The 14,887-nt window shown below is 64.0% G+C and carries 12 protein-coding genes; 1 reads left to right on the top strand and 11 read right to left on the bottom strand.

Translation table 11 applies throughout. From position 1 onward, the window contains the following. Positions 1 to 22: 22 nt before the first annotated feature. The 4 genes from EN845_RS27135 to EN845_RS27120 form a co-directional block, all read right to left on the bottom strand. Complete coding sequence (locus EN845_RS27135; protein WP_127872942.1) at positions 23 to 940, bottom strand: hypothetical protein; 918 nt, start codon at positions 938 to 940, stop codon at positions 23 to 25. A 351-nt stretch (positions 941 to 1,291) separates the two neighbouring features. Beyond that, on the bottom strand, positions 1,292 to 3,763 hold the full coding sequence (gyrB, locus tag EN845_RS27130) for a DNA topoisomerase (ATP-hydrolyzing) subunit B (RefSeq protein ID WP_127872943.1): 2,472 nt from the start codon (positions 3,761 to 3,763) through the stop codon (positions 1,292 to 1,294). A gap of 145 nt (positions 3,764 to 3,908) precedes the next feature. Next, complete coding sequence (locus EN845_RS27125) at positions 3,909 to 6,539, bottom strand: caspase family protein (RefSeq protein ID WP_167531479.1); 2,631 nt, start codon at positions 6,537 to 6,539, stop codon at positions 3,909 to 3,911. An 82-nt stretch (positions 6,540 to 6,621) separates the two neighbouring features. Next, on the bottom strand, positions 6,622 to 7,191 hold the full coding sequence (locus EN845_RS27120; RefSeq protein WP_127872944.1) for an NADPH-dependent FMN reductase: 570 nt from the start codon (positions 7,189 to 7,191) through the stop codon (positions 6,622 to 6,624). Between the two features lie 210 nt (positions 7,192 to 7,401). On the opposite strand from EN845_RS27120, the gene EN845_RS27115 reads away from it, so the two are divergent. Further along, the gene (locus EN845_RS27115) at positions 7,402 to 8,769 is read left to right on the top strand and encodes a cytochrome P450 (protein ID WP_127872945.1); all 1,368 of its coding nucleotides are present in this window, start codon (positions 7,402 to 7,404) and stop codon (positions 8,767 to 8,769) included. A gap of 86 nt (positions 8,770 to 8,855) precedes the next feature. Here the strand turns inward: EN845_RS27115 and EN845_RS27110 are convergent, their stop codons facing one another. From EN845_RS27110 to EN845_RS27080, 7 genes are all read right to left on the bottom strand, one after another. After that, positions 8,856 to 9,833, bottom strand: coding sequence for a complex I NDUFA9 subunit family protein (locus EN845_RS27110; RefSeq protein ID WP_127280997.1), 978 nt, complete (start codon positions 9,831 to 9,833; stop codon positions 8,856 to 8,858). Positions 9,834 to 9,943: 110 nt separating this feature from the next. After that, positions 9,944 to 10,132: a hypothetical protein gene (locus EN845_RS36185; protein WP_245511810.1), complete on the bottom strand. Its 189-nt coding sequence runs from the start codon at positions 10,130 to 10,132 to the stop codon at positions 9,944 to 9,946. Between the two features lie 130 nt (positions 10,133 to 10,262). After that, on the bottom strand, positions 10,263 to 11,264 hold the full coding sequence (locus tag EN845_RS27100; RefSeq protein WP_167531478.1) for an Ldh family oxidoreductase: 1,002 nt from the start codon (positions 11,262 to 11,264) through the stop codon (positions 10,263 to 10,265). A 159-nt stretch (positions 11,265 to 11,423) separates the two neighbouring features. Then, positions 11,424 to 12,233 (bottom strand): ABC transporter permease, encoded by an 810-nt coding sequence (locus tag EN845_RS27095; RefSeq protein ID WP_127275824.1) that lies wholly within the window; start codon positions 12,231 to 12,233, stop codon positions 11,424 to 11,426. After that, positions 12,233 to 12,898, bottom strand: coding sequence for an ABC transporter permease (locus EN845_RS27090; protein WP_127275827.1), 666 nt, complete (start codon positions 12,896 to 12,898; stop codon positions 12,233 to 12,235). Before EN845_RS27090 ends, EN845_RS27095 begins: the two co-directional genes overlap by 1 nt. A 204-nt stretch (positions 12,899 to 13,102) precedes the next feature. Further along, positions 13,103 to 13,900 (bottom strand): transporter substrate-binding domain-containing protein, encoded by a 798-nt coding sequence (locus EN845_RS27085; protein WP_127872946.1) that lies wholly within the window; start codon positions 13,898 to 13,900, stop codon positions 13,103 to 13,105. Between the two features lie 56 nt (positions 13,901 to 13,956). Further along, positions 13,957 to 14,772, bottom strand: a complete 816-nt coding sequence (locus EN845_RS27080) for an ABC transporter ATP-binding protein (protein WP_127872947.1) — start codon at positions 14,770 to 14,772, stop codon at positions 13,957 to 13,959. Between the last annotated feature and the right edge of the window lie 115 nt (positions 14,773 to 14,887).

Below are 14,887 nucleotides of genomic sequence, written 5' to 3'. Positions count from 1 at the left end.
GTGCTGTCCTGATGCTTTGCCTTCATCCGTTGGTCAGGAAAACGGCTTCCTCTTCGTCGCGCTGCCTGCCGCCGAGAGCCGCGGCCGCACTGGCGATGAAGGCGCCGATGACCAGCGACAGGGCACCGAGAAGCGCAAAGGTGGCGCTTGCCTTTCTTGCCGTGTCGGCCGCCTGCTTCGCCTTGACCTTCGCGTCCTGCGCCTTTGCCAGCACGGCGTCGACACGCGTCTTGGCATCGGCCTCGGAAAGGCCGGTGCGCGCGGCGACCAATTGCGCAAGATAGGTCTTGTCTTCCGCAGTGACCTCGCCCGCGACGGCGCCGGCGATCAGGATGCGTGAGGCCTGCCCGGCTGCCGCGGCTTCATCGCCTTGATTGGTGGCCGCGAGCTTGGCCGGATCGGCCGGCCGGAACAGCGAATCCACCAGATAGGAGGTCGCATTGTCGGCCGATGCGCCGCTGGCATTGGTTGTGGCGCCGGCCGACGCACCCATGGCGGCTCCCGAGGCCACGGTGGACGCGGCCTGTACACCTGATCCAATCGCGGCGGAAAGCGCCGAGCCAAGTACGCCTACAACGAGAAGCGTGGCCAACGCCCAGGCGAGAAAGCCGTGGGCGGTGTCCCGGAAATAGACCTCGTCGGTGTGGATGCCGACCCATTTGGTACGCAACCGTCCTGCCAAATAGCCCCCGACAGCGGAGGAAAGCCATTGCACGATGACCAGCCAGACGGCGGTGGACACCGCGAAGGTGGTGATCGATGCGCTGGAGCCCGACCATGGCGAAACCATAGTGAGCCCGAGGCCCGAGCCGAGCAGCATGAGGATGAATGTCAGCGTCGAGGCCGCGAAGGCGCCGGCAATGATCGGTCCCCAGCTGACCGCGGTGGAGGACGATTCCGTCGAAGCGGATACGTTGACAGCCGATAGGGCGGACTGCATTTCAGGCCCCCTACCGTACGAACAGCATGATGAGGATGATGATCGGAATCGGAATGCCGAGCAACCAGAGCAAGATGCCGCGTCCCATGGATGTCTCCTTGTGAGAAATTGTGATCGATACTGTCACAATGTCTCTCGGGAGCTTCCGTTCCGATGGGCTATGAAATGATTTTGTTTGCCGGCGATGGAACAAACTGGCGCGGCGTAGAACGGTTCATTGTCTCACGAAAACGCGGAACCGCTCTATTCGTTGTCTTGACGAAGTCTCCCAGGGGAAAGCGCTATCGCTTTTCCCCGGAAAACCGTTCCGCACTTTCTGGAATTGCCTGGCGCGCCGATTTGGGCGGTCGGTCAAATATCCAGGTTGGCGACCGACAGGGCGTTGTCCTGGATGAATTCGCGCCGTGGTTCCACCTCGTCGCCCATCAGCCGCGAGAACAGGCTGTCGGCATCGGTCGCGTCGTTGACCTTGACCTGCAGCAGCGAGCGCACATTCGGGTCGAGCGTGGTCTCCCACAACTGCTCGGCATTCATCTCGCCGAGACCCTTGTAGCGTTGCATGGTCAGTCCTTTGCGGCCGGTCGCGAAGACCGCGTTGAGCAGCGCCAGCGGCCCCGAGACAGTTTCGGACACATCCTTGCGGCGCAGCACCGGCGGCATCTCGTAGATCTCGCTGAGGCGCTGCGCGTAGCGGTCGAGTTGGCGTGCATCGGCGGAATTGATCAGCGCCATGTCGAGATGGGCGTATTCCTTCACGCTGCGCACGGTGCGTTCGAAGACATAGCCGCCGATACCCTCGTTCGACGTCGACATGCGGCCGGTCCAGCCGCGCTCGGTGTCCTCGGCAATGATGTCGAGGCGTTGCGCGATCCGCTCCGCCATCGCGTTGGCACGGCCAAGATCGGCGAAGACATCGGGATTGAGCCCGCCGGCGATCGCCGCCTGCTCGACGACGTTGCGGTTGTAGCGCGTGTGCAAGCCGTTGATGAGCTGGCGCACGGCCAGCGCGTCGGCAACGGCGCCGTGCAGATCCTGTCCGGTCCGCACTTCCCCCGAGCCAAGTGTAAGCGAAGCCTCCTCCAACCCTGAATCGATCAGGAATTCCTCGAAGGCGCTCTCATTCTTGATGTATTGCGAGCTCTTGCCGCGCGTCACTTTGTAGAGCGGCGGCTGGGCGATGTAGAGATGGCCGCGCTCGATCAGCTCCGGCATCTGCCGGAAGAAGAAGGTGAGCAGCAGGGTCCTGATATGGGCGCCGTCGACGTCGGCGTCGGTCATCAGGATGATCTTGTGGTAACGCAGCTTGTCGGCGTTGAATTCGTCCTTGCCGATCGAGGTGCCGAGCGCGGTGATCAGTGTGCCGATCATGTCGGACGAGAGCATGCGGTCGAAGCGGGCCCGCTCGACATTGAGGATCTTGCCGCGCAAGGGAAGGATCGCCTGGTTCTGCCGCGAACGGCCGCCCTTGGCGGAGCCGCCTGCCGAGTCACCCTCGACGATGAAGATTTCGGACTTCGCCGGGTCGCGTTCCTGGCAGTCGGCCAGCTTGCCGGGCAGCGAGGTGACCCCAAGCGAGGTCTTGCGGGTGATGTCGCGCGCCTTGCGCGCGGCTTCGCGCGCCGCCGCGGCCTGGATCACCTTGTCGACGACCACCTTGCCCTCGGTCGGATGCTCTTCGAGCCACGTGCCGAGTGCTTCATTGACCAGCCCTTCGACCACGGGACGGACTTCCGACGAGACCAGCTTGTCCTTGGTCTGCGACGAGAATTTCGGATCGGGAACCTTGACCGACAGCACCGCCGTCAGGCCTTCGCGGCAATCGTCGCCGATCAGCGACACCTTTTCCTTCTTGGTCAGGCCCGAGGATTCGCCATAGCCGGTGATCTGGCGGGTCAGCGCACCGCGAAAACCGGCCAGATGCGTGCCGCCGTCGCGCTGCGGAATGTTGTTGGTGAAGGCCAGCACATTCTCGTGGTAGCTGTCGTTCCACCACATCGCCACTTCGACGGTGATGCCGTCGCGCTCGGCCCTGATGGCGATCGGCTTCTCGATCAGCGGTTTCTTGACGCGGTCGAGATATTTGACGAACTCTTCGAGGCCCCCGTCATAGTGCAGTTCATGCTTCACGACGTCCGCATGACGGGCGTCTGTCAGCACGATGCGCACACCGGAGTTCAGGAAGGCGAGTTCGCGCAGCCGGTGCTCCAGCGTGCCGAAGTCGAACTCGACCATGGTGAAGGTCTCGGCGGACGGAAAGAAGGTGATCTCGCTGCCGCTGCGGCCCTCATTGGTGCCCGGGCGCTTGTCCTGCTCGTAGCTGCCGGTCGCCTTCAGCGGCGCGTCGGCATCGCCATGGGTGAAACTCATTTCGAAGATCTGGCCGTTGCGGCGGATCTTGAGCTTCAGCCAGGCCGACAGCGCGTTGACGACCGAGACGCCGACGCCATGCAGGCCGCCAGAAACCTTGTAGGAGTTCTGGTCGAACTTTCCGCCGGCATGCAGCTGCGTCATGATCACTTCGGCCGCCGAAATGCCCTCGCTGGGGTGAATGTCGGTCGGAATGCCACGGCCATTGTCGATAACCGTCACCGAGCCATCGGGATTAAGCGTCACCGAAACCAGGTCGGCATGGCCGGCCAGCGCCTCGTCGATGGCGTTGTCGACCACCTCGTAGACCATGTGATGCAGGCCCGAGCCGTCATCGGTGTCGCCGATATACATGCCCGGCCGCTTGCGGACAGCATCCAACCCCTTCAAAACCTTGATGGAATCGGCGCCGTATTCGGCTTCAGCGCCGTTGGTGTTCTCGGTCTGGTCGCTCATGAAAACCTGTTGTCTAGATGCCGCTTGTACAGCGCGAAAAATCGGCCCCGAATCGCGCTTCTGATATCGACTAGATATAGGCGCTAAAGGCGGTTTTTCCAAGGTTTGCAGGCATTTCCGGCTCAAATGCCGAGCCGCCAGCCGGCTATTTTTTTCGAGCGTTGAATTTAGCGAGAAGGCCGTGCAAATATTTGATCGTGGATTTGTCCCTTGGCGCCAGCCGGCCCGTGCGGTCTAGCTCCAGCGTCAGGTTCAGCGCCTTGGTCAGCACCGCCTTCGGATCCTTGGCCACATACGCATAGTTGATGTAGGCCTGAACCAGATCAAATTGCCAAAGCGCATTGGTCGGATCGGATTGAGCCAGTTTCTGGCGGATGCCGAGGCTGGCTTCGAAGGCCTTCCTGGAACCCTCGAAATGCCGCTGCTTGGTCTCCAGCATGCCGATTTCCGAGAATGTGATCGACAGGTCGCGTTGCCAGTCGGAATTGCCCGGGTCGAGCTTGGCCAGCCGGTCGGCAATGGCAAGACTGTCCTGGTAGTTTCGCAGTGCGTCGCTGACATTGCCCTGGGCATCAAGCACACCGGCAACCTTTTCCAGACAGACCGAAAGGTCGCGCTGCCAGTCGGTATTGCCAGGGTCGCTCGCGGCAAGTTCACGCGCTACGGCCAGCGCTTGTTGATAGGAAGCCAGCGCTGCCGGCCAGCTCTCCTGGTCGTTGAGCGCGTTGCCGATCTTGGCGTAGCTGATCGACAGGTCGCGCTTCAAGTCGGTATCGTTAGGGTCGCGGCGCACCAGGTCTTCGGCGATCGCCTGGCTCTTGTTGTAGGCCACGAGCGCATCGGCGGCGGCGCCACGCTCGCGCAGCACGTCACCGATCCTCTCGTGGCTTACGGAGACCGCGCGCTGGCGCTCAAGGTCGTCGGGTTTGTTCTCGGCCAGCGCCAGCCGGATTCTCAGGCTCTCCTCGAAGGCCGTCTGGGCGCCGCCCAACTGGCCGGCGGTACGGGCAAGATCGCCGATTTCGTCATAGGTTATGGTCAGGTCGCGCAGCAGATAGGCGCTGTTCGGCTCGGCGTCGGCCAACTTCTGCTTGATCGACAGGCTTTGTTGATAGGCCTGGGCCGCCGCGGCCACATCGCCTTGTGTCGCCAGGACGTTGCCGATCTTGTCATTGGCCATGGCAAGATCACCGAGCCAGTCTTTCTTGTCCGGCACGCTTGCGGTCAACTCCTGCAGCATGCCCCTGGCCGCCTCATAGTTTTCGAGCGAGCTCGGCAGGTTGCCTTGCGCCACCTCAGTATTGGCGAGCTTGATATGGCTGATGGCGAGATCGCGCTTGACGCTGGGATCGGTTTCCTGACGCGACCGCTGCTCGAGATTGGCCAACAGCGCGGCGAAGGCCCGGCCGGCCGCGTCGACATTGCCCACCGTCGTATAGAGAATGCCGAGTTCCTCCAGCGTGCGGCTCTGACGGTCGGCCTGTTCCAGGCTGAGCGAGGTCTGCCCGGCCTCGCCATACAGCGATAGCACGGTTTCATAGCCCTTGATGGCCGCCGCATAGTTGAGGTCGGCGCGCGCCGCGCCCGCCGACAGGAACAGCGTCGCGGCCTGCGACAGCGTCCGGTCGACGAAATTCACCTTCAGCGCCTTGCGCGACACCTCGTCGATATCGACCGCCTCGGCCAGCTTCGCCTGTGCCGCGCCGAAGGCGCCCAGGGCCAACTGCTCCTCGGCCTGACGGCGCAGTTCCGTCACACGCGGATCGTCGGCGCCCAGCGTCTTCATCTCGGCGCGTACCTTGACGAAGGCGTCGGCCGCCTCGCGCAGCCTTGCATTCAGGCTCTCGGCCGACAAATGGCTGGTGTCGGCGCTGATCAACGCCCCATAGAGCGGCGCCAGCGGTATGTCGGCGTCGCTGGCGATCCGCTCGACCTCGCCGCGCATGTCCGGCGTCACGTCGGCCATGGCCAGCAGCAGCCGTTCGCGCTCCGGCAACTGCTCCTTGGCCGCGGCGGCGAAGAACAGTTTCGGCAGGCCGCTCTCGACATAGGGCAGTTGCCTGCCGCGCGACAGGTCGTAGACCTCCTGTTGCACCAGCGTCAGCACCGATCGGATTTCGAGCCCGTCCGTGCCGAGATATTTGGCCAGCGCCGTGGTGAAGGGTGAGTTCTGGCCGGTGCCATCGGCGGCCGTCTCGCCGGGTGCGGCCGAAAAAGCGAACAGGACGTTTTCCGCCCGCCCGACGCGGCCAAGACCCGGCGTGGCCTTGTCGGCGACATCCTTGGCCAGCGAGGTCGCGCCGCGCCCGTCGCCGCCGCTCCCCGAGAACGGATCGCTGCGGCAGGCGTCGAGCACGATCAGCCCGACTTTCGCGGTGGCCGCGACCGCGTCGCGCACCTCTTCCAGCGGCAGGCTGGTCTTGTCCAGCGCATCGAGCGAGGACGGATCGGCATCGACCGGCAGCAGCCGGTTGTCGCCCGATATTTCGACGCCATGGCCTGAGAAATACACCAGCGCAACGTCTGCGCCCTTGGCGTCTTGGCGGAAATCGTCGAGCGCGCGGCGCATGCGCCTGAGATCGCGGTTGGTTTCGAGCACCACGTCGAAACCAAGTTTCTTCAGCGCCGCTTCCATCGCTTCGCCGTCATGGATGGGGTTGGCCAGCGGCCGGACCAGCCGGTAGTCGTCATCGGCCATGACCAATGCCACGCGCCGCTCCGCCACCGCGATAGCGGTGGTCGCAAGCACCAGCAGCAAGGCAAACAGCAACCGCAAGTCGAACCGCCCCCCGGCTCAGTCATTTGGCGACCATTCCATCTCTTTATGGCACGAGCAAGCCGGGTTGAGAGCGGCTCTTTCAGGCTGCGCGCATTGGTTTCAACGCCTCGCTCCAGCGCGACAGTTCGTCCAGCATGGTCTTGCTCCCGCCCCGCACGTGCTCGCTGGCATCGAAGGCGCCGTTCTCGTCGAGCAGTTTCTGGTACAGCGGCAGCGCGACGCCTTCCGGGATCGGCATGATCCCGACAGCGGTCAGCAGCGGCTTCAGCGCCTGCGCCGCGCGCAGGCCGCCGGAGACACCGCCATAGCTGAAGATGGCGGCGGGCTTGTATTTCCATTCGCGGGCGAGATAGTCGATCGCGTTGACGATCGCGGGTGCCGCGAAATAGTTGTATTCCGGCGCCACGAAGACAAAGGCGTCGGCGGCGTCGATCGCCTTCGACCAGGCCTTGGTGTGGTCGTTCTGATAGTTGCCGAGCCTTGGATGATGCGGTTCGTCCAGCACCGGCAGGTTGAAGGCGGCGATGTCGGTCAGCACTGGCTCGAATTTTCCGTGCTCGCGCGCGAACGTCTCCAGCCACTCGGCAAAAACCGGACCGGCGCGGCCGGGCCGCGTGCTGCCGATGATGATGTTCAACTGGTGCTTCAAGGCAGGCTCCTTTGTCGGGCGGTATCCGTTGGTGACCGTCACTACGGCAGAGCGTTCCAGCGGACAAGATGGAACCCTGGCGGATCGGTCACGATCGGATGAACAGACCGTCCGCCCTGGTGTTCCTTCTGCCACGGTCCGGTCTGCCGTTCGGTCACATGGACGCCTGGTGTGCCAGCCACTACATTAATGGGAGCAGCGGAGCACTTCATGGATACTCAGCCCGCCCCCTTCGTTCCTCCCGCCCCGAAGCCGCGCACATCGCCGCCTTCGACGCTGGAGATGATCCGCATCGTCTATCGCAATCCGCTCGAACTCTGGGGCGAGCCGACCTACAACGAACCCTGGATTTCGGCCAAGGGCGCCGGTGGGCCGCTGGTCATCGCCAATGATCCCGGACTGATCCGCCATGTGCTGGTCGACAACGCCAAGAACTACAAGATGGCGACGGTGCGCCAGAAGATCCTGAGGCCAATCCTGCGCGACGGCTTGCTGACCGCCGAGGGCGAGGTGTGGAAGCGGTCGCGCAAGGCAATGGCGCCGGTGTTCACGCCGCGCCACATTTTCGGCTTCGCACAGCCGATGCTGAAACGCACGCTGGAGTTTGTCACCCGTTACGAGGCGGGCGGCACGTCCGATATCGCCCAAGACATGACGCTGCTCACCTACGACATCCTGGCCGAGACGCTGTTTTCCGGTGAGATCGCGGGCGAGCCGGGCAGTTTCGAAAACGAGATCGATCGCCTGTTCGAAACCATGGGCCGCGTCGATCCGCTCGACCTGTTGCGCGCCCCCGACTGGCTGCCGCGGCTGACCCGCATCCGCGGCCGCAAGACGATGGCCTATTTCCGCAAGATCGTGACCGACACGGTCAGGATGCGCGAAGAAAAGTTCAGGCGCGATCCCGATGCCGTGCCCCAGGATTTCCTGACGCTGCTGCTCAAGGCCGAAGGCCCCGACGGACTGACGCGCTCGGAAGTCGAGGACAACATCATCACCTTCATCGGCGCCGGCCACGAGACGACGGCGCGCGCGCTCGGCTGGACGCTGTATTGCCTGGCCGAATCGCCCTGGGAGCGTGACCGGATCGAACGGGAGATCGACCAGGTGCTGGCGCGCGAGCCCGATCCGACGAAGTGGCTCGACGCCATGCCGCTGACCCGCGCCGCCTTCGACGAGGCGCTGCGGCTCTATCCGCCGGCGCCGTCGATCAATCGCGAGCCAATCGAGCCCGAAATGTGGAAGGATCTCTACATCCCCAAGTACGCCGCCGTGCTGGTGATGCCGTGGGTCGTCCACCGCCACAGGAAGCTGTGGGACAGGCCTGACGCCTTCCTGCCCGAACGCTTCCACCCGGGGAACCGTGAAAAGATCGACCGTTTCCAGTATCTGCCCTTCGGCGCGGGTCCGCGCGTCTGCATCGGCGCCAGCTTCGCCATGCAGGAGGCGATCATCGCGCTCGCCGTACTTTTGTCCCGCTTCCGCTTCGACACGACGGCCGACACAAAACCCTGGCCGGTGCAGAAATTGACCACGCAGCCGCAAGGCGGTCTGCCGATGCAGGTCACGCCTCGCTAGGTGTGCCGATATTCAGGTGATGCCTGCCTGCGTTCTCGACTCGGCCTGACCTGAATCCCAACACGCCTTTGGCCTACTGCACTCACTTATACGGCTGGTTTGCGCTGCTGGAACTGGCCGGCGGCGCGGAAGCGCCAGAGGTAGCTGGGCAGGATCGTCGCGATCGATTGCGGCTGAATGCCGAGCCCCGCCAGTGTCCGGTTCGCCTTGGCGGCTTCGTCCGAAACGATGTTGTGCTCGCGCAACTGCATCACCTGGTCCTTGGTCAGCAGCGGATTGGGCAGGAGCCCGAGGATCGAGGCCTGGATGTTTGCCACCCACCACGGCACCGGCACCAGCATGCGCTTGCGCTCGATCACGGTGAGCAGTTCCTGCATGCACTCCTTGAAAGTGAGCACGTTGGGGCCGCCAAGCTCGTAGACTTGGCCGCCATCGATCTTGCCGTCGACCGAGCGCGCCACCGCCTCGGCGACGTCGCCGACATAGACCGGCTGGAACTTGGTGTGGCCGCCGCCGATCAGCGGCAGCACCGGAGAATAACGCGCCATATTGGCGAAACGGTTGAAGAAGCTGTCTTCCGGCCCGAAATTGATCGACGGCCGGAAGATCACGGCATCGGCGATCGTCTCCAGCACCGCCTTCTCGCCCAGCGCCTTGGTGCGCGCATAATCCGATTCGGAGTCCAGATCGGCGCCGAGCGCCGAAATATGGGTGAGCCCGGCGCCGACGGAGCGCGCCGCCTCGGCGATCGCGCGAGCACCGAAATCATGCACGGCGGAGAATTTCTGCCGGCCGCTCTGATGCAGGATGGCGACGAGATTGACGACATGGTCGGCGCCTTGCACGGCGCGGTCGACCGACCAGCGCACGCGCACATTGGCCTGCACCGGCTGGATCTGGCCGACATTGCCGAGCGGCTGCAGATGGCCGGCAAGATCGGGCCTCCGGCAGGCGACCCGGATGCGATAGCCGCGCTTGGCCAGCGCCCGCACGACATGGCGGCCGACAAAGCCTGACCCGCCAAAGACGACGACAAGCTTTGGGGTCTGCAGGATTTCGGTCATGACGGGCTCCGGCGCGCGTTCCAGATGGCTTGGCTGAGCCGTTTCATAGTCCGTTTTGCGCCAAAGGCAAAGGGTGACGCGTCGTCGCTGCCGCCCTTCTTTCGGGCGTGTCAGAACGCCTTGCCGAGGCGGGCATCGACCGAGTGCCGGTTGCCGCCGCGAATGACGAAGAACAGCAGGATCGAACGACAAACGCAGAAAACCCCGCCGAAGCGGGGTTTTCCGGGTGAGTTTCGTGTCGAAACCAGGGCCAACGAGGCGGCCTGACCTGAGACGGTATCAGCATGGGCGTGAAGCAAGTACGCCCGCCTCGGCCCTGGACGCATCCGACAGAAGACACCGACCGGGCAAACCCGACCCGGATAGCTATTCGTCGTCGGGACGCGCGGGAAGGTTCACCGAGGCGCGGGAAAAAATTCGCCGATTTCTTCAGGCCGAATAGCGCTCGGCAAATTCGGAGATGCGCTGGATCACTGCCTTGGGCGCGGTGATGCCGCGCGCCTGCGCCTTCTCGGCCGCTTCGGCCCGGGCACGGCCGGGCACATGCACGCCATAGCGCCGGCGCAGTCGGTCGAGCTGGTCTTTCATGCGCTGCTCGAAATCGGGATCGAGCAGCTTGGGCTCGACCGCAAGCACGAACAGGCCGGTTCCCGGACTGTCGGGGCCGCCACTGAACCACGGCGCGTCGAGCGACCAGTTGGCGCCCGACAGGCCCGCCGCCAGCACCTCGACCATCAGGGCGATGTTGGCGCCGCGCTGGCCGCCAAAGGCAAGCATGGCGCCCTTCATGGCGGCGGCCGGGTCGGTCGTCGAATTGCCGCTGGCGTCCAGCGCCCAGCCTTCGGGGATCTTCTTGCCGTCTTCCGCGGCCTTGCGGATGTTGACGAAAGCGGTGGCGCTCGACGACTGGTCGATGACCAGCGGCGCGCCGTCGGCGGCGGGCGCGGCGAACGACATCGGATTGGTGCAGTAGACCGGCTTGACCGAGCCCGAGCCGGCCAGGACGGCCGGTCCATTGGTGGCGGCAAAGGACACCAGCCCCTGCGCCGCCAGCCGGCCGGTAAAGTAGCCGAGCGCCCCACACGTATAGGCGTTCTTCTGCGAGAAGATGGCGACGCCGAACAGTCTTGCCGCCTTGGCGAGGTCGTCGATGGTGCGGTCGAAGCCGGTATGCGCCAGCCCGCCGCGTGCGTCCGAGAAATAAATGGCCAGCGCCGGCCGGGTGATCACCGGGTCGGCATTGCCGTCGATGCGCCCGGCCTCCAGCGCTTCGAGGTAGTCGATGAAATGCGACAGCCCGACGGCTGCAAGTCCTTCGGCCTCGGCGGCGATGATCGAGGCGGTGAGCGATTGCGCCGCCTCCTCATTGGCGCCGGCGCCAAGTGCCGCCATCCGGCACAGTCCTTTTGCCTGGTCGAGACTGAGTTGCATCATGACGGTCCTAAGGAATTAGGGAATAGGGAATTGTGCGCGGTGAATAGCGAACGGGGATGGAAATGTGAATGCGGAAGTGGCTGGCTACTCCCCTACTCCCCTACTCCCCTACTCCCCTACTCCCCTACTCCCCTACTCCCCTACTCCCCTACTCCCCTAACCTATCTTGACCGGGATCCGCGCCTCGATCCGGCTGAAGGCGAAGACCAGAATGCCGGTGATCGCCATATAGATCAACGCCAAGAGCAGCAGGGGCTCGTAGGTGAGGTAGGTGTCCTGCCGCACCTTGGACGAGACCGCGAAGATATCGATCACGCTGATCGTCGCCACCAGCGGCGTCGATTTCAGCTGCAGCACGGTCTCGCCGGTCAGCGTTGGCAGCGCCCTGTAGAAGGCTTGTGGCAGCCAGATGCGCCGGAAAATCTTCCAGCGGCTCATGCCGAAGGCGCGGGCCGCTTCCAACTGCCCCTTGGGCACGCCGGCAAAGGCGCCGCGCATCACTTCGCCCTCATAGCCGGCGAAGGACAAGGTCAACGCCAGCACGCCGTATGGCCATGCCTGCCTGAGATAGGGCCACATCCAGGATTCGCGGATCCATGGATATTGCGGAAACAGCGAGCCCAGCCCGTAATAAAGCAGCCATAGCTGGAGAAGCAGCGGCGTGCCGCGAATGATGGTGCAGAAGACTTTCGCCGGAGCCGCGACCCAGATCGAGCCTGCCGCCTGCGCCAGCCCGACGGGCACGGCGATCATGAAGCCGAGCGCGCAGGTGACGGCTAGGATCCACAGGGCACGCCAGATGCCCATCAGGCCCATTTCCCAATATTGCGGCAGCCAGTCCCAGCGCATGAAGAAGGCGGCCGACGCCACCAGCCCCACCGCGATGAGGATCAGCACGATGCGATGCGGCTGCAGCCAGAGCGAAGCGCGCGCCGCCGTATCGATGATGACTGTTTCACCCGTCATCAACGGGCCTCCTTGATCGAAGGCATGCCGCGCCGCGCCCATTTCTCGGCGCGGCCAAGCAGGAAGTTCGAAACCAGCGTCACGCAGAGGTAGAGTACGCCGGCGGCGAGGAAGAAAATCAGATAGGCCTTGGTGACGCCCGCCGCCTGCCGTGTCGCCAGCGTCAGTTCGAAGAAGCCGACGACGGCCAGCAGCGCGGTGTCCTTGGTGGCGATCAGCCACAGATTGGCGAGGCCCGGAATGGCGAAAGGCAGCATCGCCGGCAGCGTGATGCGACGCAACAGAAGGCCGGGAGACATGCCGAAGGCGCGGGCGGCTTCGATCTGGCCCTGCGGAATGGCGAGGATCGCGCCGCGGATGACTTCCGTCGAATAGGCGCCCTGGACGAAGCCGAGCACGGCGATGCCGGCCACCAGCCCGCTTATGTCGACACGTTGGTAGCCCATGGCGGCCAGCACCTGGTTTATCAGGTCGGTGCCGGCATAATAGAGCAGCAGGATCAGCACTAGTTCCGGCACGGCCCGCACCACGGTGGTGTAGACCGCGAACAGGTCGCGCACCACCGGTCCGCCGTAGAGCTTGCCATAGGCGCCCCAGGTTCCAATCAGCAGGCCGACGATGGTGGCGCCGACGGCGATCTCCAGCGAATGCAGGAGCCCGACCAGGAGCGTCCCGCCCCAGCCGACGGGCGCGGGCGAGAGAAGTTCGACGATGCCGGCCGCGGAGGCCGGAAGAAAGGATTCGATCAGCGTCGCCCCCGGATTGCTGGCTCGATCCGCCGGCACCTGCGGCCGGCGGCGAGCATGCGTGGACAGGCCGGCTGGAGGACGGGAGCGTCAGCGCCCTGTCCTCCAGCCATGCGAGGGTCGTCAGTTCGACTGCGTGGCGCCGCCGTAAATGTCGAAATCGAAGTATTTCTTCGAGATTTCGTCATATTTGCCGTTGGCGCGGATCGCCTTGATGCCGGCGTTGATCTTCTCTTTCAGATCGGGGTCTTCCTTGCGCACGCCGGCGCCGACGCCCGGTCCGAGCACCTCGTCGTCAGGGGCCACCATGCCCTTGAGATCGCAGCAGGCCTTGCCCTGGTCGGTCTTGAGGAACTCCTTGAGCGCGATGGAATCGGCCTGCACCGCGTCGAGGCGGCCGGCGGCAAGGTCGTTGTTGGCTTCGTCCTGCGTCTGGTATTCCTTGATCTCGGATGCGGTCGGGCCGAAGTGCTTCTTGGCGTAGACGGCATGCACCGTCGACACCTGGACGCCGAGGACCTTGCCCTTGAGATCGTCGGGCGTGGCGCCGAATTTCTGGTCCTTGGGGCCGATGATCGCGGTCGGCGTGTTGTAGTACTTGTCGGAGAAGTCGATGGTCTTCTTGCGTTCGTCGGTGATCGACATCGACGAGACGATAAGGTCGATCTTCTTGGTGGTCAGCGCCGGGATGATGCCGTCCCAGGCGACAGGGGTGATGACGCAGTCGAGCTTTTCCTCGGCGCATACGGCGTCGATGAAGTCGATTTCCCAGCCGACCCATTTGCCCGAAGCATCGGGCGAGGTGAAGGGCGCGTAGGGTTCGGCGGCGACGCCGATCTTGACCGGATCGGCCTTGGCCACGCCCATGGCGGCGACGCCGAGCAGCAGTGCCGCGGCCAATGTATTCAGAACAGTCTTCATTTTCAGAACTCCCAGTTTGTTGTTGGTTCCCGGTTTTCTTCCGTCCCGGCCTGTCCCTAGCCGATGTTGCGGATGAACTGCTTGAGCCTTTCGGATTTGGGCGCGCCAAAGATCTGCTCCGGCGGGCCTTCCTCCTCGACCAGCCCGTTGTAGAGGTAGACGACGTGGGTCGCGACCTCGCGGGCGAATTTCATTTCGTGGGTGACCAGCACCATGGTGCGGCCTTCGCGCGCCAGATCGCCGATCACCTTCAGCACTTCGCCGACCAGTTCGGGGTCGAGGGCCGAGGTCGGTTCGTCGAACAGCATGACGCGCGGATTGATGGCCAAGGCGCGAGCAATCGCGGCGCGCTGCTGCTGGCCACCGGAGAGATAGGCCGGATAGACATCGCGTTTCTCGGCGAGCCCGACCCGCGCCAGCAGCTTTTCGGCCTGGGCGATTGCCTGGTCGCGCGTCACGCCCAGCACGTGCACGGGAACCTCGATGACGTTTTCGATCAGCGTCATATGGCTCCACAGGTTGAAGTTCTGGAACACCATGCCGAGCTTGGAGCGGATGCGTTCGATCTGCCTGCGGTCGGCCGGGATGGTGTGGCCGTGGCTGTCCGCCTTGAGCTTGATCTCCTCACCATTGACCCGGATGATGCCGCTGGTCGGATTTTCCAGGCAGTTGATGCAGCGCAGCAGCGTCGATTTACCCGAGCCCGAGCCGCCGATGATGGCGATGACCTCGCCGTCGCGCGCCGACAGCGATACGCCCTTCAGCACATGCAGTTGACCGAATTTCTTGTGCAGGTTCTCGACATGGATGGCTTCTGCGGCGCAGTCCTGCACCTCGCCTGATGGAAGTTTGGCAGCTGCCACAGCGCTCACCAAATGACCTCCATATGGCCGCCGGCGGTTCGTCGAACGTCTATCCGGCTAATCAACATACGCTGTACTGCCCCGCTCCAGACTTCAAGCATGGACCCAACAGAGCGAGCCCGTC

The sequence above is a fragment of the Mesorhizobium sp. M8A.F.Ca.ET.202.01.1.1 genome (assembly GCF_004791595.1).
In the GTDB taxonomy this organism is placed as follows: domain Bacteria; phylum Pseudomonadota; class Alphaproteobacteria; order Rhizobiales; family Rhizobiaceae; genus Mesorhizobium.
Note: the sequence above shows the minus strand (reverse complement) of the source record. Positions and strands in the feature narration are given on the sequence as shown.